Origin of the sequence: Williamsia sp. DF01-3, from assembly GCF_023051145.1 — a bacterium.
In the GTDB taxonomy this organism is placed as follows: domain Bacteria; phylum Actinomycetota; class Actinomycetes; order Mycobacteriales; family Mycobacteriaceae; genus Williamsia.
The window spans coordinates 2026451-2045889 of sequence record NZ_JALKFS010000005.1; the positions used below are offsets into that span (position 1 = coordinate 2026451).

14 protein-coding genes and 1 pseudogene are annotated in these 19439 nt (G+C 65.8%); 9 read left to right on the forward strand and 6 right to left on the reverse strand.

The genetic code is table 11. The annotated features are described in order from the left end of the window. Positions 1 to 8: 8 nt before the first annotated feature. From MVA47_RS11640 to purH, 6 genes are all read left to right on the forward strand, one after another. Positions 9 to 1640 carry an AMP-binding protein gene (locus tag MVA47_RS11640; RefSeq protein WP_247208040.1) on the forward strand — a complete coding sequence of 544 codons (1632 nt, stop codon included), beginning with the start codon at positions 9 to 11 and terminating at the stop codon, positions 1638 to 1640. 5 nt (positions 1641 to 1645) lie between these two features. Continuing rightward, positions 1646 to 3595: an acetoacetate--CoA ligase gene (locus MVA47_RS11645; RefSeq protein WP_247210729.1), complete on the forward strand. Its 1950-nt coding sequence runs from the start codon at positions 1646 to 1648 to the stop codon at positions 3593 to 3595. A 128-nt stretch (positions 3596 to 3723) separates the two neighbouring features. Beyond that, positions 3724 to 5001: a DUF5336 domain-containing protein gene (locus MVA47_RS11650; RefSeq protein ID WP_247208041.1), complete on the forward strand. Its 1278-nt coding sequence runs from the start codon at positions 3724 to 3726 to the stop codon at positions 4999 to 5001. A 174-nt stretch (positions 5002 to 5175) separates the two neighbouring features. Continuing rightward, positions 5176 to 6711 (forward strand): DUF6350 family protein, encoded by a 1536-nt coding sequence (locus tag MVA47_RS11655; RefSeq protein ID WP_247208042.1) that lies wholly within the window; start codon positions 5176 to 5178, stop codon positions 6709 to 6711. Positions 6712 to 6825: 114 nt separating this feature from the next. Then, a complete protein-coding gene (gene purN / locus MVA47_RS11660) occupies positions 6826 to 7434 on the forward strand; it encodes a phosphoribosylglycinamide formyltransferase (protein ID WP_247208043.1) in 609 nt (202 codons plus the stop codon). Next, complete coding sequence (gene purH / locus MVA47_RS11665; protein WP_247208044.1) at positions 7431 to 8996, forward strand: bifunctional phosphoribosylaminoimidazolecarboxamide formyltransferase/IMP cyclohydrolase; 1566 nt, start codon at positions 7431 to 7433, stop codon at positions 8994 to 8996. The genes purN and purH overlap by 4 nt, the downstream gene beginning before the upstream one ends. A gap of 70 nt (positions 8997 to 9066) precedes the next feature. On the opposite strand, the gene MVA47_RS11670 is transcribed toward purH, so the two are convergent. The 3 genes from MVA47_RS11670 to MVA47_RS11680 form a co-directional block, all read right to left on the reverse strand. Continuing rightward, complete coding sequence (locus MVA47_RS11670; protein WP_247208045.1) at positions 9067 to 9978, reverse strand: MetQ/NlpA family ABC transporter substrate-binding protein; 912 nt, start codon at positions 9976 to 9978, stop codon at positions 9067 to 9069. Between the two features lie 116 nt (positions 9979 to 10094). After that, positions 10095 to 10811 (reverse strand): methionine ABC transporter permease, encoded by a 717-nt coding sequence (locus MVA47_RS11675; RefSeq protein WP_023962724.1) that lies wholly within the window; start codon positions 10809 to 10811, stop codon positions 10095 to 10097. Next, a complete protein-coding gene (locus MVA47_RS11680; RefSeq protein ID WP_247208046.1) occupies positions 10808 to 11812 on the reverse strand; it encodes a methionine ABC transporter ATP-binding protein in 1005 nt (334 codons plus the stop codon). Before MVA47_RS11680 ends, MVA47_RS11675 begins: the two co-directional genes overlap by 4 nt. Positions 11813 to 12015: 203 nt before the next feature. Here MVA47_RS11680 and MVA47_RS11685 point away from each other — a divergent pair, with 203 nt between their 5' ends. Then, positions 12016 to 12744 (forward strand): sulfite exporter TauE/SafE family protein, encoded by a 729-nt coding sequence (locus tag MVA47_RS11685; RefSeq protein WP_247208047.1) that lies wholly within the window; start codon positions 12016 to 12018, stop codon positions 12742 to 12744. Between the two features lie 31 nt (positions 12745 to 12775). On the opposite strand, the gene MVA47_RS11690 is transcribed toward MVA47_RS11685, so the two are convergent. Beyond that, positions 12776 to 14041, reverse strand: coding sequence for a CaiB/BaiF CoA-transferase family protein (locus MVA47_RS11690; RefSeq protein ID WP_247208049.1), 1266 nt, complete (start codon positions 14039 to 14041; stop codon positions 12776 to 12778). 121 nt (positions 14042 to 14162) lie between these two features. Between MVA47_RS11690 and MVA47_RS11695 the strand changes: the two genes are divergently transcribed. Together MVA47_RS11695 and MVA47_RS11700 are read left to right on the forward strand one after the other, a co-directional pair. Beyond that, positions 14163 to 15578, forward strand: a complete 1416-nt coding sequence (locus tag MVA47_RS11695) for a sigma 54-interacting transcriptional regulator (RefSeq protein ID WP_374474179.1) — start codon at positions 14163 to 14165, stop codon at positions 15576 to 15578. Positions 15579 to 15654: 76 nt separating this feature from the next. Further along, a pseudogene (locus MVA47_RS11700) lies at positions 15655 to 17657 on the forward strand (VWA domain-containing protein). Between the two features lie 77 nt (positions 17658 to 17734). Here the strand turns inward: MVA47_RS11700 and MVA47_RS11705 are convergent. Together MVA47_RS11705 and MVA47_RS11710 are read right to left on the reverse strand one after the other, a co-directional pair. Continuing rightward, positions 17735 to 18367, reverse strand: coding sequence for a DUF1707 domain-containing protein (locus tag MVA47_RS11705; RefSeq protein WP_308280537.1), 633 nt, complete (start codon positions 18365 to 18367; stop codon positions 17735 to 17737). A gap of 96 nt (positions 18368 to 18463) precedes the next feature. Continuing rightward, positions 18464 to 19414 (reverse strand): AEC family transporter, encoded by a 951-nt coding sequence (locus MVA47_RS11710; protein ID WP_247208052.1) that lies wholly within the window; start codon positions 19412 to 19414, stop codon positions 18464 to 18466. Positions 19415 to 19439 lie beyond the last annotated feature (25 nt).

The following is a 19439-nucleotide window of genomic DNA, read 5'->3' on the forward strand; positions in this document are numbered from 1 at the left end:
CGCTTTTCATGGCAACACCTGAGCCCTCGCACGCAGAGGGGCTGCCGCAACCGCCGCTGCTCACCGTCACGATCGGGGAGTCGTTACGACAGACCGCTGAAAGATTCGGTGACAACGAGGCCCTGGTCGACGTTCCGACTGGTCGTCGATGGACCTATCGCGAGTTCCGTGATCAGGTGCGTGCGTTGGCTGCCGGCCTGGCACGCAATGGCCTGGTGCCTGGCGACCGAATCGGGCTGTGGGCCCCCAACTGTGCGGAATGGGTGCTGACTCAGTACGCGGCGGCGGAGTCGGGTCTGATCCTCGTCAACCTGAATCCAGCCTACCGTCAGACCGAGATCGAGTTCGCGTTGCAACAGTCGGGAACGCGCACCGTGATCGCTGCACCGCAGTTCCGCGACGCCGACTACGCCGGGATGCTCACCACCGCCATCGACAACTGTCCCGACCTTGCATCGGTGGTGCTACTGGGTTCCGATGAATGGTCCGAATTGCTCTCGACCGCAACGGAATCAGAGTTGAACGTACTCGACGACATCGCGTCGACGCTGACGCCCGACGACCCGATCAACATCCAATACACCTCCGGCACAACAGGTAATCCCAAGGGTGCCACCCTGTCCCACCGGAACATCCTCAACAACGGCTATCTGGTGGGGGAGCTGTGCAATTACACCGACCAGGACCGGATCTGCATCCCTGTCCCGTTTTATCACTGTTTCGGCATGGTGATGGGAAACCTGGCGGCCACCACCCACGGGTCGACGATGGTGATTCCGGCACCAGGCTTCGACGCTGCCAAGACGCTCGATGCTGTTGCGGGCGAACGCTGCACGAGCTTGTACGGCGTTCCGACGATGTTCATCGCCGAACTCGCGCTGGCCGACTTCGACACCTATGACCTGAGCTCCCTGCGCACGGGGATCATGGCAGGATCGCCGTGCCCGGCGGAGGTGATGCGGCAGGTGATCGACAAGATGCACATGTCGGAGGTGTCCATCTGTTACGGCATGACCGAGACGTCGCCGGTGTCGACGCAAACGCGCTCCGACGACACGTTCGACCGGCGTGTGGGCACCGTCGGCCGGGTTGCACCACACCTGGAGATCAAGGTCGTCGACCCGGTCTCGGGGGACACCGTGCCCCGCGGCGACGTCGGCGAGTTCTGCACCCGTGGTTACAGCGTGATGATCGGATACTGGAACCAGCCCGACAAGACGGCTGAGGCCATCGACGGCGACGGCTGGATGCACACCGGCGATCTGGCCGTCATGGATGACGACGGCTATGTCCAGATCACCGGCCGGATCAAAGACATGGTGATCCGCGGCGGTGAGAACATCTACCCCCGCGAGATCGAGGAGTTCCTCTACACCCATCCCGACATCCTCGACGCCCAGGTCATCGGGGTGCCGGATGAGAGATACGGTGAGGAGCTGATGGCATGGGTGCAATTGCGTGACGGCGTCAGCGATTTCACCGTCGACGATCTCCGCGCGTTCGCCGACGGAAAGATCGCGCGACACAAGATCCCCAGATACGTCCACGTGGTCGAAGCGTTCCCGATGACGGTCACCGGCAAGATCCGCAAGGTCCAGATGCGCGAGAGTGCGCTGGACATCCTCGGGATCGGCCGATGAGTCGAATGGACGAGTTCGCCGAGGCGGTCGGTGCTGCCCGCGGACTGACGTTCGACGGGTACGACGATCTGTGGCAGTGGTCGGTGGACCGTCCCGAGCAGTTCTGGCGCGACGTGTGGGACCACTTCGGCGTGCGGGCGACCGGCGGTAGCACGCTCGGCGACGCCGATTCGGATGTACTGCGCGTTCCCGAGACGCCGGATGCACGGTGGTTCCCGGACGTCTCGCTCAACTATGTCGACCAGATCCTGGCGCACACCGACCAGGACGGCGTCGCAATTGTAGGGCTGAGCGAGGACGGTCGCCGCACCGAGATCACGTGGAGTCAATTGCCGGAGCAGATCGCCGGTGTTGCAGCGACATTGCGCGAGATGGGCGTCGGGCGAGGCGACAGGGTGGTGGCCTACCTGCCGCATGTGCCCGAGGCCGTGATCGCGTTCCTGGCCACCGCTTCGCTCGGAGCGGTGTTCTCCGGCTGTGGCCAGGACTACGCGCCGGCCGGTGCTGCCGGCCGCTTCAGCCAATTGGATCCGCTGGTGATGATCTGGGCCGACGGCTATCACTACGGGGGCAAGTGGATCGACAAACGCGGCGACAGTGCGGAGCTGGCCGGGATGCTCCCGACCCTGACCGGGCAGCTGATCGTGCGTACCGCCGAATCCGACCCGGAAGATGCGGATTCGGCCGACGCAGCCGTCGAGTTCTCCGTCGCCGCACGCCGTACGGCAGACCTGAAGCCTGAACCGGTGCCCTTCGACCATCCACTCTGGGTGCTGTTCAGCTCCGGCACCACCGGAAAGCCCAAAGGCATCATGCACGGCCACGGCGGTGTGGTGCTCGAACACCTCAAAGCCGTTGGCCTGCATGGTGCAATGAACCGCGACGACGTGTTCTTCTGGCAGACCGCCCTGAGCTGGATGATGTGGAACTACCAGGTCGCCGGTCTGCTGGTGGGGGCCAGGATCATCTGCTACAGCGGCCACCCGCTCAATCCGGATGCCGACAGGCTGTGGGGCTTGGTCGAATCGGAGAGGGTCACCTACTTCGGGACCAGTCCCGGACAGCTGCAGGCCTCACGCAAGGCCGGGCTCCATCCCGGCACGGATCACGACCTCAGCGCGCTACGTACCATCGGCAGTACCGGTTCCACGCTCGCGGCGGATCTGTTCATCTGGGTGGATCAGCATGTAAGAGAGAGTATTCCGGTGTCCTCGATCAGCGGTGGAACCGACGTGGTGACCGCCTTCGCAGGAGGCTCGCCAGGCGTCCCGGTGGTGCCGGGCGAGCTGTCGGCGCGGTATCTCGGTGTCCAACTGGCCAGTTGGAGTGCGCACTGCGAACCGCTGATCGGTGAGGTCGGGGAGATGGTGATCACCACCGCCATGCCGTCCATGCCCGTGGGGTTCTGGAATGACCCTGACGGGGAGCGTTACCGGAAAGCGTATTTCGACCACCAGTGGGCCACCGGCCCCCGTCCACACGTGTGGCGACACGGCGATTGGGTCACCGTCACCGAACGCGGATCGATCATCATCCACGGTCGTAGTGACGCGACGTTGAACCGCAACGGGATCAGGATGGGCTCGGCCGAGATCTACGAGGTGGTAGAGGGCATCGACCAGATCGCCGAGGGATTCGTGGTGGGGGTCGACGGCCCCGGCGGCGCGTACTGGATGCCGTTGTTCGTCACCCTCACCCCGGGCGCATCACTGGACGAATCGCTCGTCGCGCAGGTGCGTTCGGACATCCGGCGCAGGCTGTCGCCGCGACACGTCCCCGACGAGGTGATCGTGGCGCCGGGCATCCCACACACCCGGACCGGCAAGAAGCTGGAGGTACCGGTGACCGCGATCTTGGCTGGTCGCGCCGATGTCGCGGTGGACCCGCGGTCGGTGGACGCACCGGAATTGCTCGATTGGTATCGACAGCAGGGCCGCGAACACAGCTGGAAGTGACGTCGTCCGTTTGTTGTCGCAGTCGAAATCAACGGTTGTCGTCACCAGTGGATGTACTAGCGTAAGGCGCGACATATAAATCCGCCGAGCAGCACGCGGGACGAACACCCTCAACAGCAGGAGTGAACATGAGCTATCAACCCGGTGGGTCCGGCTACGGTTCGCAGCAGCCGTACCAGGGCTCGCAGTACCCCGGCGCGGGGCAGCACGAATCAGGACAGCCGTCGTACAACCCCGGCTATGGCCAGCAGCCCGGTGGCGAGCAGGCGCAGAATCCCGGTTACGGCCAGGGCTACGGTCAGCCTGCACAGGGTTACGGTCAGCAGCCGGCCGGTCAGCAGGGCTACGGACAGCCGTCGCAGCCATACGGGCAGCAGGGTTACGGCCAGCAGCCGGCCCAGGGCTACGCCCAGCAGGGCTATGGACAGCAGGGTTACGGACAGCAGGGTTACGGCCAGTCACAGGGGCCCAAGGGTCTGCCCGCCGATCTCGCGAAGTACCTCGCCTATGCCGTTGGTGCATTGGGCCTGATCAACTTCTTCCTCGGCTTCGCGCCCGCGTTCGACGCCGAAGGCTTCGACGTCGACCAGAACAATCTGTTCCTCAGACTCCCCACGGCCATCGCGCTTCTCGGGGCAGCCGGTCTCATCGCCCTCACCACAGCGCTCCTCCGGCAGAACGCCAAGCTCAGCGGGATCGTTGCCGCGCTGTCGGTCATCGGCGCACTGGTGCTGCTGTTCCAGTTCTTCACCAAGGGTGACATCGACGCCGGGATCGGCTTCATCCTCGCGATCGTCTTCGCGGTCCTCCAGGCGGCGGTCGCCATCGCGTGGCTCCTCACCGAGGCCGGGATCATCAAGACCGCTGGTTCCGGTGCCTCGAACGCCAGCGCGGACACCGCGTCGACCAGCACGGGCCAGCATTCGAACAGCAGCCTGACCGGTGACCAGGGCACCAGCTACGGCCAGGCAGGCGACCAGAGCTCCGGATACGGCCAGGCAGGCGGATACGGCGCGGCCTCCTCCTACGGCCAGAGCAGCGGAGCCACGGCTGCCGGCTCAGGTGACCAGCATTCCGGTGGCCACCAGGCTGCGCCCGGTCAGAGCAATCCCTACGCACAGTCGGGTTACGGGCAGCAGGGCACCGACTCGGGTTCGATCGGACTGGGCAAGTCCGATTCCGGGCCCGCCGGATCGTCGGATGCCACCACGGTGGTCCCGTCGAGCCCGTCGTCGCCGTCCACGGGTCCAGGTCAGCCGAGCACGCCGTCGTCGGCTCCGGGAACGAGCAGCTTCGGCGCTCAGCCCGGTGCTTCCGCGCCGTACGAGGCCCCATCGACGCCGTCGGGTGAGCAGCCGAACCCCTACGGCGACCAGACCACGCAGTTCAAGTCGCCGGAGCGCTGAGCAAGCACTTCGGTCCAGGTCAGGACGAGCCGGCCATCACACGATGTGTGGTGGCCGGCTTTTGGTGTGTCCGTGACGTCTGCCACCGCGCGGGCGCACGGGACGCCGCTCGTCTTGCCGACCGCTCGGCGCGCCTGACCATCTGTTCGCCGGGCAAATGACACCCTGACAAGGGTGGCCAGCTCTACAGCGGAAAATCTCGCCGCGCGTCTGCGTGAGATGCGCCGGACCCGCCGCGCCGACGAGGTGGGCGCCGCGGACTCGGCACGGGCACTGGTTCGCCTGGCGTTCGGGACCACTGCGGTCACCCTCGCAATCCTGGTTGTCATCGCCGCGCTGACCCTCGTCGCGGTCGGTGACGGGCTCGGCAGTCTGCCCGCCACCGTTGCGTCCATGTGGCTGGGCATCCATCAGATCCCACTCACGATCGGTGAGGTCACCATCGGGGTGCTGCCGTTGGCCCCGACCCTGCTGATGGTGGCTGCGGTGGCCCGGGCCACCACGCGGGCAACAGATGTCGACCGCCCTCACAGCGAGGTGACGGCCGTAATCCTCTCGGCCATCGGCGGGCCCCTGCTCGCCACCATCCTGTCCCTGGCGGTGGTGATGGACGCATCCACCGTGATGACCATCCAGAGCCCGGATGCGTTGCTGGCCTTCGCGTGCACGTTTGCAGTGCATGCAGTCGGCGCCGGAATCGGCGTGGGCATCAAATGGTGGTCCACCCTGGTCGTGCGCGCAGGAGTCGCCGACTGGGTCCTCAAAGGACTTCGCTGTGGAGTCGTTGCGGTGACCGCACTCATGACGCTCGGCGCGATGGTGGTGGCGGTGCGGCTGGTGATCAACTGGTCGGTCGCCGGCGACCTGCTCGCGGCCGGGAACGGCTGGATCGGTGGTCTCGGACTGACGTTGCTCTCCATCCTGTACCTGCCGAACATGGTGATCGGTGCGGCGGGCGCCCTGGTCGGGGCGCCGGTGGCCGTCGGCGGGGCAACGGTCGACCTGTTCGGATCACAGGGCGGTCAGGTTCCGCCACTGCCGATACTCGCCGCGCTTCCCGATGGTGGAGCCGGGCCCTGGACAGCGCTGCTGCTGATCGGGATCGCGGGCACAGCGCTCTTCGTGGGCCGGCTCTGTCTGGACGAATCGCTGCTGCGCAACATCCGGATGGTGGTGGTCGCGGCCGCGACCTCGTCACTCTTCCTGGTCATCGCCAGCGTGCTGGCTGGTGGCGAGTTGGGCGTTCTGGGCAAGGTCGGCGCCAACCTGCCGGTGGCCGGGGTGTTCATGTTCGGGTGGATCGCCGTGATCGGATCGGTGACGGCCCTGGTGTACAGCGCGTTGCCGAGCAGACGCCGTGCCCGGTCGAACATCATCGACGATGACTACTACGACGGCGACGGCCGTGGCGATGAAGGCCGTTCGGACACCGACGACGAGGGCGTCGAGTCGATTCCGGTGGTCGACGAAGCAGCCATCGAATATGTCCCCGTCGACGAACAGACCCCGCTCGACGACGACCATGACCACGAGTTGCCGCCGGAGCCGGGCCGACCCGAGGTGATCGTGGACGGCTGGGACCCGGAGGACTGGGCCTTGGACGAGGTGTGGGACGACACCGGCAGTGTGGTGGTCGACGAGCCCATCGACGCTGCTGAAGGCGAAGAACTGGTGTCGACCGACGACTTCGGGACCCGGCGCACCCGCTGAATCGGCGGCCATTAGGCTCGGTCCGAGCGACGCAGCCGCCCGCCCGAGGTCCTGTTCTCAGATGGCGGACCCGGCTACGCCCCACCGAGTTCGAGGAGAATCACCCTGGACGCCATGCCGTCAGCCACACCGGTGACCGTCGTGATCCTTGCGTCGGGCGCCGGCAGTCTGGCGTCGGCCCTGCTCGACGCCGCAGAGGACGACGAGTATCCGGCCGACGTGGCGGCGGTCATCTGCGACCGTGACTGTCCTGCTGAACAATCCGCGCGCCGGCGAGGTACCCCCACCGCAGTGGTGCCCCTGGAGGGCGACCGCACCGAATGGGACCGCCGCCTCACCGACACGGTCGCGGGTTACGCTCCCGATCTGGTGGTGTCCGCCGGGTTCATGAAGATCCTGGGCACGCACTTCCTGGAACGTTTCGGCGGCCGGACGATCAACGCGCATCCGGCACTTCTGCCCTCGTTCCCGGGCGCGCATGCTGTGGCCGCCGCGTTGGAGCACGGCGTCAAGGTCACCGGTTCCACGATCCACCTCGTGGACGGCGGGGTGGACACCGGCCCGATTCTCGCCCAGGCGCCCGTCGCGATCAGCCCAGGCGACGACGAGATCACGTTGCACGAACGAATCAAGATGGTCGAGCGAATGCTGCTGGTAGCGGTTGTACGTTCGATTGCCACCAAAGGTGTTGTCATCGAAGGACGAAAGGCCCACATTCCGTGAGTAGTGACCTGCAGCGCAAACCGTTCCGACGTGCACTGGTCAGCGTGTACGACAAGACCGGGCTCGCGGAGCTTGCCGAGGGGCTGCACGCCGCCGGCGTCGAGATCGTGTCGACCGGTTCGACCGCGAAGAAGATCGCCGAGTCCGGTGTACCGGTGCTCGAGGTATCCGAACTGACGGGCTTCCCGGAATGCCTCGAGGGCCGGGTCAAGACGTTGCATCCCCGGGTGCACGCGGGCGTCCTCGCCGACACCCGCAAACCCGACCACCTCGACCAGCTCAAGGAACTCGGCATCGAGGCCTTCGAGCTCGTGGTGGTGAACCTGTACCCGTTCACCGAGACAGTGGCATCGGGCGCGAGTCCGGATGAATGCGTCGAGCAGATCGACATCGGCGGTCCGTCGATGGTGCGCGGTGCCGCAAAGAATCACCCATCGGTGGCCGTGGTGGTGGATCCAGGGGACTACGCGACCGTGCTGACCGCGGTCGCTGACGGTGGCTTCACGTTGACCGAACGGCAAGCGCTCGCGGCGAAGGCATTTCGGCACACCGCCGACTACGACGTGGCCGTGGCCTCGTGGATGAGTTCGGTTGTCGCCCCCGAGCCCGAGGGCTCGTTGCCGACGTGGATCGGCAAGAGCTGGGAACGGTCGTCGGTGTTGCGGTACGGCGAAAACCCGCACCAGTCCGCGGCATTGTTCGTCGGTGGCTCAGAAGCCCCCGGGCTGGCGCAGGCCGAACAGTTGCACGGCAAAGAGATGAGTTACAACAACTACACCGACGCCGACGCTGCGTGGCGGGCCGCGTACGACTTCGGTGACCCTGCGGTCGCGATCATCAAGCACGCCAACCCCTGTGGCATCGCGGTCGACGACGACATCGCGGCGGCGCACCGCAAGGCCCATGCCTGTGATCCGGTGAGTGCATACGGCGGCGTGATCGCCGCCAACCGCCCGGTGAGCATGGAGATGGCCGAGCAGGTCGCCGAGATCTTCACCGAGGTGGTCGTAGCGCCCGGTTTCGAGGACGGCGCACTCTCGGTGCTGACCCGCAAGAAGAACGTACGTGTACTTCTCGCGCAGCCCCCGCAACGCGCGGGCCTGGAACTGCGCCCCGTGTCGGGCGGGTTGCTCGTGCAACAGCGCGACATCCTCGACGCGAGTGGGGATTCGCCCGAGAACTGGCAGCTGGTTGCCGGTGACCCGGCCGATGACGCGACCCTCGCCGATCTGGTGTTCGCCTGGCGCGCATGCCGCGCCGTCAAGTCGAATGCGATCCTGCTGGCAAGTGACCAGGCGTCGGTCGGTGTCGGGATGGGCCAGGTGAACCGAGTGGATTCGGCACACTTGGCGGTCAAGCGAGCCGGCGAACGAGCGATGAACAGCGTGGGCGCGTCCGACGCCTTCTTCCCCTTCCCGGACGGTCTGCAGGTGCTGATCGACGGGGGAGTGAAAGCCGTTGTGCAGCCGGGCGGTTCGATCCGCGACAACGAGGTCATCAGTGCCGCACACGATGCCGGCATCACGCTGTACCTGACAGGTGCGCGGCACTTCGCCCACTGACAAACGATGCGGCGCCCTCGTGGCGGTGCTCCCAGATTGGGACCGCCACGAGGACACCGCATCGGCGTGATCAGATGGGCAGCAGGATGTTCTTCACCTGGGGGTTGGTGGCCAGGTACTCCTGTACCGCAGGGTCTTTGAACACCTGCACCAGCTTCTTGATGTTCTCGGTGTCCTTCCATTTGGTGCCGATGGTCAGCTGGCCGGCGAACTCGTCGGGTGCCGGCGGCGCGAAGATCTGCTTCTTGATGTCGATGTCGGCGGCGAGGTAGTACTCGGTGTAGCCGACGGCGGCATCGATGTCGGGCAGCGCGCGCGACTGCGCCGCGAAGTCGAGCAGTGTGAACTGCAGGTTCTTCGGGTTGGAGACGATGTCCTTCTGGGTGGCCTTCCACTTGTCTGCCGCCGGGTTCAGCTCGATCAGGCCGGCACGCTCGAGCAGCCACAGGCCCTGCGCCTCATTGGCAGGATCGGAGTACAACGACACGGTGGCGCCGTCGGGCAGCTGCGCGGGGTCGGTGTGCTTGTCCGACCAGATGCCGAATCCCCAACGGAAGACCGGGGTTGCGGCTTCTTCCTTGAAGTCGGGGTTGGCTTCCAGTACCTGACCCAGCCACAGCTTGTGCTGGTAGATGGTTCCGGCGACCTCGCCGTCGCTCACCGCTCGGTTGATGGTGGTGCTGTCGGCCAGCCCCTTGAACTTGATCTTCAGGTCGTACTTCGGGGCGACCTCCTCGGCGATGAAGTCGACGAGCGCCTCTTCGGCGGCATTGCCTTCGGCCGTGGCGATCTCGAGTGTCGCACCGGCGGTTTCGTTGGGTGACTTCGAATCCGACCCACCCCAGAACCGCCATCCGACGAACGCGAGTACCACCGCGACGACAACGCCGATCGCGATGTACAGCGGAAGTCGCCTGCGGGACTTGATGTCGAAGCCGCCGGGGTCACCGCTTCCGGTGGGGCGCTCAGTTGTAGACGTCATGGTCATCTCCTCATCGGTGCGAAATCAGTGGGTGTGCAGATGAAAACGGCACGGCGGTGCGCGCAGTGGGTGTTGTTCCCGCGTCAGGTGGTCGCGGTGGTCGAGCGGGTGCGGGGTCAGGCGTGTGACCGGGCGCGGATGGTCTGTCCCGGCGTGAGGTGACGGACCAGCGCGTCGCCGACGATCTGGATGAGTGCCACCGTGATCACCAGCGTCACGATGGTCGCGATCATCACGCCGTGATCGAATCGCTGATAGCCGTAGGTGACGGCGATGTAGCCAAGACCGCCTGCGCCGATCGTTCCCGCGATGGCCGAATACTCGATCATCGCGATGGTGTTGATGGTGAGACCACCGACGATGTTCGGAAGTGCTTCGGGTACCTGCGTTTTCCAGATCACCTGACCGTTGGATGCGCCCGACGCGCGGGCCACATCGATCACCGCCGGCGGCACCGACCGCAGCGAGTTCTCCACGATTCGGGTGAAGAAGGCGATGCCCGCCAATGACATCGGGACAACGGCTGCGGGTATGCCGATGTTGGTGCCGGTGATCAGGCGGGTGAGCGGGATGATCGAGGTCATCAGGACAAGAAACGGCAACGACCGGCCGATGCTGATCACCCACGACAGCGGTGAGTGGAAGACCTTGTTCTCGAACAGGCCGCCAGGCGCCAGGTTGTGGATCGTCGCGCCCAGCGGCACGCCGACGAGCAGCACGATCACCATCACGATCGACACCATCGTGAGGGTGTCGACAAACGCCGGGATCAGCAGATCCGGGATCTCGTCGGTGGGTACGGTGATCGCCGCGAGGTGCGTGATGTCGCTCATGCCGCGACCTCGACCACGGGCTTGGCGGGCAGGCTCGTCGAGAGCCCATGGCGGGCTGCGCTTTCCAGGAATGGTCCGGCGAGCTCGTCCGGTACCGAGACCGTGATCTCGCCGACGGACACACCGTCGACCACCTGTACGGCGGCCCCGAGGATCGAGATCGGCACGGACAGCTCGGATCCGATGCGGCTGATCCAGTCGGCAGGCACCGATGCCGAGTTGTAGGTGAGTTCGAACGAGCGTTGGCCCGGCTCGGGGTCGGCAGAGGTCCCCCGTGGACGCAGCGATCGCCCGAGGACGGAGGTGGAGTCGGTGAGAAGGTCCACCAGCGAACCTTTCTCGACGATCCGGCCCGCATCCAGGCGGCCGACGCTGTCGGCGACCTTCACGATGGTGTCCATCTCGTGCGTGATGAACACCACCGCCAGGTTGAGTTCTTCGCGCACCTCGCGCAGCAGTTCCAGGAAGGAATCGGTTGTCTGCGGATCCAGGCCCGACGTCGCCTCGTCGGACAGCAGCACCGAGGGTCGCAGGGCCAGGGCACGGGCGATGCCCACACGCTGTCGCTGCCCTCCGGACAACTGGTGGGGATACAGGTCGGCGCGGTCGGTGAGGCCGACCCGGTCGAGGAGCTCGGCCACGCGGTCGCGTGTCTGCCCTTTGGTGACGCCGAGGAATTCCAATGGCAGCGCCACGTTTTCGGCTGCCGTCCGCCGCGAGAGCAGACTGGACGACTGGAAGACGGTGCCGATGCGCCGGCGGGCATCACGCAGGGCCCGGGTGCTCAACTCGGTCAGGTTCTGGTTGTTCACGACGACCTTGCCCGACGTGGGCCGTTCGAGCAGGTTGAGGCAGTGCGCGAGGGTGCTCTTGCCGGCGCCGCTCGGTCCGACGATGGCAAAGATCTCGCCGGGGTCGACGGTGAAGCTGACGTCGTCCAGCACGGTCGCGGCCGTCGGCCCGGTGCCGTAGATCTTCCCGAGCTTTTCTACTTCGATCACGAGGTGGTTCTTTCCAGGAGACAGGGACGGGCGTCCCCGGCACACTGGATGCGCCGGGGACGTCGGGTATGACGGAAATGGTGCGCAAGGGTGCGTGTTTGGCACAGCTTTGCGATCATCGTGACTCCAAGTGGACTGCGGACAGTCCGATGTGCCGGGTGCTGGCCGGTACCCGCGAGGGCAAGGCAGAGTAGATTGCCGCTGTGGCAGAACTGGCATTCCTGATCGCCGCCGGTTTCCTGTCCGGTGTGGTGGGTTACGTGACAGGGATCGCCTCACTCGTCAGCTATCCCGCATTGCTGATTGCCGGACTGCCGCCGCTGACCGCGAACATGACCAACACGGTCGCGTTGATCCCCGTCGGGGTCGGAAGCACTGCTCAGGCGCGGAACTCGTTGACCTTCGACAGGCGTCTTGGCCTCTGGTGTGTTGCCGCCGCGGTCGGGGGAGTGCTGGGATCGGTTCTGCTCCTGTTGACCCCGGCTGGGGCGTTCGAGGCGATCGTCCCGTACCTGGTGGCCACCGCCGCCCTGGCAGTACTCGGCCAGCCGCTGATCCGGCGGATCGCCGGCCACCGCGACGCGCCCCGGGTTTTCGTGGCGGGCATCGTGGTGATCGGCGTCTACGGAGGCTACTTCGGGGCCGGCGCGGGCATCATCTTCACCGCACTCGCCCTCATCCTCACCGCGCAGCCCCTCGGCCAGGCGACGCTGATCAAGTCGGTGTTGTTGTGTGCATCGAATGCTGTTGCCGCATTGGGCTTTGCCATCTTCGGCGACGTGGACTGGTCATCGGCAGCGGCTATGGGGCTCGGTTGCCTCGCCGGCGGTTGGATCGGCCCACCCGTCGTGAACCGGCTGCCCGTCGCGGTACTCCGGGTTGCCATCGCGCTGGCGGGTTTCGGTCTGGCTGCCTGGCTCGGACTGCGTTGATGAGCGCCGAACTCGGCGGGTGAGTGGCGACTCAGACAACGCCTTCGTCGTGCAGGGCCGCCACCGCGTCCGGGCTCAAACCCAATAGGGCGCCGAGGACTTCGCCGTTGTGGTAGCCGGGAACGGGAGCACCGGCGTTACGGATGCTGCCAGGGGTGCCCGTCAGGTGCGGCACGATACCGGGACCCAGCACGGTGTCGTTGATGCGCTCATCGAAGTGCTCGGCGATCATGCCCCTGGCGATGAGCTGCGGATCACGGATCACCTCGGCGACCGTATTGATCGGCCCCACAACCACTCCCGCGGCGGTGAGGAGTTCGATCAGCGCGTCGCGCGGCTGCTCGGCAGTCCACTGGGCGATCAGCTCGTCGAGCTCGTCCTGGTTCTCGCCACGCGCACCGTGTGTGGCGAAACGGGGGTCGGTGCTGAGTTCGGGCCGGCCCATCGCCGTGCACAGCCGGGCGAACACGGTGTCCTGATTCGCGCCGATGACAACAAGCGAGCCGTCTCCGGTGGGGTAGATGTTCGACGGCGCGATGCCGGCCAGCCGGGTGCCCGAGGGCCCACGGACCACGCCACCCTGGTCGTAATCGGGGATTGCAGATTCCTGGATCGCCAGGCATGCCTCGTTCAGAGCCGTGTCGACGATCTGGCCTTCCCCGGTGACGGTGCGGCGGTACAGCGCTGCGAGAGCCCCGTGCACGGCGAACATCCCTGCCAAGGTGTCGCCCAGTGACAGCGCGATCCGTGGCGGAGGCTGATCGGGATATCCGTTGAGATGGCGGAGGCCGCTCACCGCTTCGGCCACGGACGCGTACCCGGCCCGTCCGGCGTCCGGTCCGGTCTGCCCGTAGCCCGACACCCGCACGAGGATGATGCCCCGATTGCGCTCACGGAGGACGTCGTAGCCGAGGTCGAGCTTCTCCAGGGTGCCCGGACGAAAGTTCTCCACGATGATGTCGGACTGGTCGACCAGTTCGAGAAACAGTTCGCGTCCGCGTTCGCTGCGGAGGTCGAGGGTGATCGCACGTTTGTTGCGTGCGTACACCGTCCACAGGAATCGGTGACCATCGCGTTCGGCCTGACCCCACCCGCGCAGCGGGTCGGGCAAGCCGGGCGCCTCGATCTTGATGACGTCGGCGCCGAGGTCACCCATCAGGCGGGCGCCGAACGGCCCCGCGATGAGGGAACCGAGTTCGAGCACCCGGATACCGTCGAGCGCGCCGGCGGGCGGCGTACCACCGCTGGGGGATGAGCTCGACTCTTCGGCCGGTTCCGACGGTGTGGGTGGCGTCATCGGTCAAGTGTCGCCAATGGCCGCGAACCCACACCCAATGGGGTGCGCAGGAGGCCGCCCCGTGTTCCTCTGCGGGCGTAAACAAGTGCACTCCGGCGACGAGGCTCGTAGCGTGGACATGGTGAGCACACCCCACACCACGAACACCCGCTCTGCCCACCCCTCTCCACGGACCCTGGGGGAGTTGCGTGCCTCCGGCCACGTACAGCGCAGCGTCAAAGACGAGATACGCAACAACCTGCTGTCCGCACTCCGGTCGGGCACCGATCCCTGGCCAGGGATCCTCGGGTTCGAGACCACCGTCCTGCCCCAGCTCGAGCGTGCGCTGATCGCCGGCCACGACGTGGTGATGCTCGGTGAACGCGGCCAGGGCAAGACGCGTCTGCTGCGCACGATCGTCGGCCTGCTCGACGAGTGGACCCCGGTCATCGAAGGCTCTGAGCTCGCCGAGCATCCGTACGAGCCCATCACTCCCGGCTCCATCCGCAAGGCCGCGAACCTGCAGGAAGACCTGCCCATCGGGTGGCTCCACCGCAGCGAGCGCTACAGCGAGAAGCTCGCCACCCCTGACACCTCGGTCGGCGACCTCGTCGGTGACGTCGATCCGATGAAGGTCGCCGAGGGCCGCAGTCTCGGTGATCCCGAGACCATCCACTTCGGATTGATCCCGCGCGCGCACCGCGGCATCGTGGCGATCAACGAGCTGCCCGACCTCGCAGAGCGCATCCAGGTCGCGATGCTCAACGTGATGGAAGAACGCGACATCCAGGTCCGCGGGTACAGCCTCCGACTGCCGCTCGATGTGGTGCTGATGGCCAGTGCCAACCCCGAGGACTACACCAACCGCGGCCGCATCATCACGCCTCTCAAAGACCGTTTCGGCGCCGAGATCCGCACCCACTACCCGATCGAGTTGGTCGACGAGATCGCGGTGATCGAGCAGGAAGCCGATCTCACCGCGTCGGTACCCACCTTCATCGTCGAGATCATCGCTCGCTTCACGCGGTACGTGCGCGACCACCCGTCCATCGATCAGCGCTCCGGCGTCTCCGCGCGGTTCGCCATCGCGGGTACTGAAACGGTTGCCGCCGCCGCCCTGCATCGCGCCACCATCCTGGGCGAGGACCTCGCGGTCGCGCGCGTCGTGGACCTGTCCTCGGTGATCGAGGTGCTCCGCGGCAAGGTCGAGTTCGAGTCGGGTGAAGAGGGCCGAGAGATCGAGATCCTCGAACACCTGCTTCGTAAGTCGACGGCCGACACCGTGCGTGCACATCTCGGTGGTGTCGACCTGGCCACACTGGTCACCGCGCTGGAAGCCAGTGACCCGATCATCACCGGTGACCGGGTGTCGGCGAGGGAGTTGCTGACCTCGATGCCCGAGGGCACCGACCCCGTCGTGACAAAGATCGCCGAGCGCCTCGAGGCGACGGACGACGGTGAACGGGCCAGCGCGCTGGAGCTCGCCCTGGAGGGATTGTTCTTGGCCCGCCGGATCGGCAAAGAAGCCGACGAGGCAGGCCGAACCGTGTACGGCTAGGCCGACATCGGGTTCCGCGGCCGGTCCGCGGAACCGGTGTCGGTCGGTTATTCAGACATATTGGACGGGAAAAAGCATGGCCCGCAATAATTTCCATCGCGCTCGGTATCTCCGCTACTCCGGGGGCCGGACCCCCTGGCGCCGCCGGTGGACCTGCGTGAGGCACTCGACGCCATCGGCGACGACGTGATGGCCGGTGGGTCACCACAGTCGGCGATGCGCGAGTTCCTGCGGCGCGGCAGCGACAACATGCGCGGCCTCGACGAACTCCGCGAGATGGTGAACAAGCGCCGCGAAGAACTGCTCAAATCGCGCAACCTCAACGGCACCTTCGAAGAAATCCGTGAGCTGCTCGACTCGGCAGTGCTCGAGGAGCGCAAGCAGCTCGCCCGCGACCTCGACGACGACGCCCGGTTCGCCGAGATGCAGATCGAGAACCTGCCTCCGTCAACCGCGCAGGCGGTGCAGGACCTGGCCAATTACGACTGGCGCAGTCCGGCGGCCAAGGAGAACTACGAGAAGATCAAAGACCTGCTCGGTCGTGAACTCCTCGATCAGCGATTCTCGGGCATGAAGGAGGCGCTCGAGGGCGCCACCGACGAGGACCGGCAGCGTATCGCTGACATGCTCAAGGACCTGAACAAGCTCCTCGCTGCGCACAACAACGGCGAGGACACCACCGAGCAGTTCGGTGAGTTCATGGACAAGCACGGCGAGTTCTTTCCCGAGAACCCCCGCAACACAGACGAGTTGATCGACTCGCTGGCCGCTCGCAGTGCTGCGGCCCAGCAGTTCTACAACTCGCTGTCGGAGGAACAGCGCGCCGAACTCGATCAGCTGGCGCAGCAGGCATTCGGTTCACCCGACCTGATGGACCAACTCTCGCAGATGGATTCGCAACTGCGTGCTGCCCGGCCCGGCATGGGGTGGGACGAAGGTCAGAGCTTCGAGGGTCAGCAGGGCATGGGGATGGGCGAGGGTGCCGGCGCGCTCCAGGACCTCGCCGAGCTCGAGTCGCTGTCGGAGCAACTGGCGCAACAATATTCGGGCGCCCACCTCGACGATGTGGACCTCGACGCACTGGCCCGTCAGCTCGGCGACGATGCCGCTGTCGACGCCCGGACACTTGCCGAACTCGAGAAGGCACTCAAAGAACAGGGTCTCCTCGAACGGGGCAACGACGGTCAGCTCCGGCTGTCTCCCAAGGCCATGCGCCAGCTGGGGCAGTCGATCTTCCGGGATGTCGCCGAACAGCTGTCGGGTCGAGGTGGCGACCGTCAGACCCGGCGTTCGGGATTGGCCGGCGAACCCACCGGTTCAAGCCGGGAATGGGAGTTCGGTGACACCGAACCCTGGGATGTCACCCGCACGGTGTCGAACGCGGTGTTGCGCACCATGTCCGAGGATCGCGACAAGCTGCACGCAGGCAATGCGATGCTCCGGGACGGCGTCCGCATCGACGTCCGCGACGTGGAGGTCGGTGAGACCGAGGCCCGCAGTCAGGCTGCAGTCGCCCTGTTGGTCGACACATCGTTCTCGATGTGGCTGGAGAACAGGTGGACCCCGATGAAGCGCACAGCGATGGCGCTCAACCACTTGATCTCCACACGCTTCCGCAGTGATGAACTGCAGCTGATCTCCTTCGGCCACTACGCCAAGACGCTGGAGATGTCCGAATTGATCGGGCTCGACGGGATGCGGCAGCAGGGGACCAACCTGCACCATGCATTGCTCCTGGCGCAGCGGCACTTTCGTCGCCATCCCAACGCGCAGCCGGTGGTGCTGATCGTCACCGACGGTGAGCCGACAGCACATCTGCTGCCCGGTGGCGAACCGTTCTTCTACTACCCGCCGCACCCGGCGACGTTGTCGGCGACGGTGCGAGAATTGGACAACGTCGCGAGGATGGGTGCCCAGGTGAGCTTTTTCCGGCTCGGTGACGACCCCGGACTGGTGCATTTTGTGGACCAGATGGCACGACGCGCATCGGGTCGGGTGGTGGCACCGGATCTTGATGGTCTCGGCGCCGCCGTGGTCGGCGACTACCTGGGCACCAAACGGCGTCGCGGGCGCCGCTGATCGCTGTCGCACCGATGCGATGAGGACGCTCCGGCAGAAGCCGGAGCGTCCTCATCTCTGTGTCATGCAGGTCGAAGTCAGGTCGCGTCGTGTGGACGGCGTCGCACCACTTCCACCCCGCCCATGATGGCCAGGCCGCTGACGGTGATGATCGGGGCTCCCGGAATGCCCTTGCCCTCGGCGTTGCGACTGCCTCCGAACCCGCCCATGATGCCCATCCCGGTGATCCGGACGGTCGCGTCGTGCGGAACCACGATCTCGACCCCGCCCATGATGGTGTTGGCACGGATGGTCAGGTGGTCGGCCGTGAACTCGGCGTCGCGCAGGTCGATCTCGACACCGCCCATCAGGGCGAACGCGTTGAGATGTTCCCCGACCGCGACCGGACCTTTGAGTTCTGAACCGCTCATGATGGCGATGCGGCTGGTGATCACCTCCACACCTGCCGACGGGGTGGTGACTCGCCGGCTGGTCGCGACCCCGGCGGTGGTCAGCTGATTGACCGGCAGATCGTCGGTGAGCTCGTCGAGCTCTCCGAATGTCTTGGCGGCAACGGCCTTGGCGGCACGTTCTTCGTACTCAACGGGACTGAGATGACCGGAACTCATTGCAGATGACAAAATGTCATGAACGAAGTTTCGGTCGGCGTCGCTGGCCCGGAGGCGACTGCGGCCTTCGCGCTCATCATCATTCGGTACCAGATCACTCACCGCTACGAGGTTAGTCCCACCGGTGGCTGTGGCCAACCGCCACAGGATGGTTCGTCGTGCGAAGGGCTGGTCCGGCGCCCGTGACCATGGACCGGTTCAGGCCAGCAGAAGCGCGATGAGCATGATCGCCGGGATCGAGAGGAGGGTGGTCACCAGGGCGGAATCGCGTGCGAGCACCACGCCGCGTTGGTAGCGGTTCGCGTACACCAGAACGTTTTGTGCGGTGGGCAATGCGGCGATCACCACCAGCGCGAAGAGTTCGTGTCCGGTGGCGTGGAAGGCGTAACGGGCGACCAGGTACACCAGCACCGGTTGCACCACCATCTTCAGCACCGATGCCAGCGCGACGTCGCGGCGTGGGCTCTCGCCTTTCTGCAACACGGAGACCCCGGTCAGTGAGAGACCGAACACCAGGAGTGCGCCGGGAACCGAGGCGTCCCCGAGCATGTCGAACGGTTCCATCACCGCCTCGGGCAGTGTCACACCGATCAGTGACACGACGAGACCGGCCGCGCCGCCGAGCACGATGGGGTTCGTGAACGGGGTGACCACGGTGTCGCGCAGTGAGATTCGGCGACGTGAGCCTGACTCGTCGGAGTCGCGCAACGCGGTCAGGTCGAGTGTGGTCAAGGCCAGCGGCGAGTACACCATGATCTGGAAGAGCAGCAGCGGCGCCACAAACGATGCGTCGTCGAGGACGAAGATGGCGATCGGTATCCCGAGGTTGGCGCTGTTGACGTAGGAAGCTGACAACGCGCCGATCACGGCTTCGGGAATCGCGCGGCGCAGCAGCAGTCGCGCCAGGGCGAAGTAGATGGCGCCCACCACAAATGCGCTGCCACCGGCGACCACAAGCGTGGTGGAGAACACGTCGGCGAGGTCGGCCGTCGCGAGCGACGAGAACAGCAGTGCCGGCGTGCAGACGAAGAACACCAAGCGCGACAACACCATCACCGCGCCCGGGCCGAGCGCCTCGGTACGGCCGAGGACATATCCGACGGCGACCACGATGAAGATCACCGTGAACCCTTGGATGACGCCGGACATCCGGGCAGTCTATGGACCCCGAAGA

Coding starts and splice junctions, on each gene's coding strand:
- MVA47_RS11640 (WP_247208040.1), top strand. CDS start 9: ATGGCAACACCTGAGCCCTCGCACGCAGAGGGGCTGCCGCAACCGCCG.
- MVA47_RS11645 (WP_247210729.1), top strand. CDS start 1,646: ATGGACGAGTTCGCCGAGGCGGTCGGTGCTGCCCGCGGACTGACGTTC.
- MVA47_RS11650 (WP_247208041.1), top strand. CDS start 3,724: ATGAGCTATCAACCCGGTGGGTCCGGCTACGGTTCGCAGCAGCCGTAC.
- purN (WP_247208043.1), top strand. CDS start 6,826: ATGCCGTCAGCCACACCGGTGACCGTCGTGATCCTTGCGTCGGGCGCC.
- MVA47_RS11670 (WP_247208045.1), bottom strand. CDS start 9,978: ATGACGTCTACAACTGAGCGCCCCACCGGAAGCGGTGACCCCGGCGGC.
- MVA47_RS11675 (WP_023962724.1), bottom strand. CDS start 10,811: ATGAGCGACATCACGCACCTCGCGGCGATCACCGTACCCACCGACGAG.
- MVA47_RS11690 (WP_247208049.1), bottom strand. CDS start 14,041: ATGACGCCACCCACACCGTCGGAACCGGCCGAAGAGTCGAGCTCATCC.
- MVA47_RS11710 (WP_247208052.1), bottom strand. CDS start 19,414: ATGTCCGGCGTCATCCAAGGGTTCACGGTGATCTTCATCGTGGTCGCC.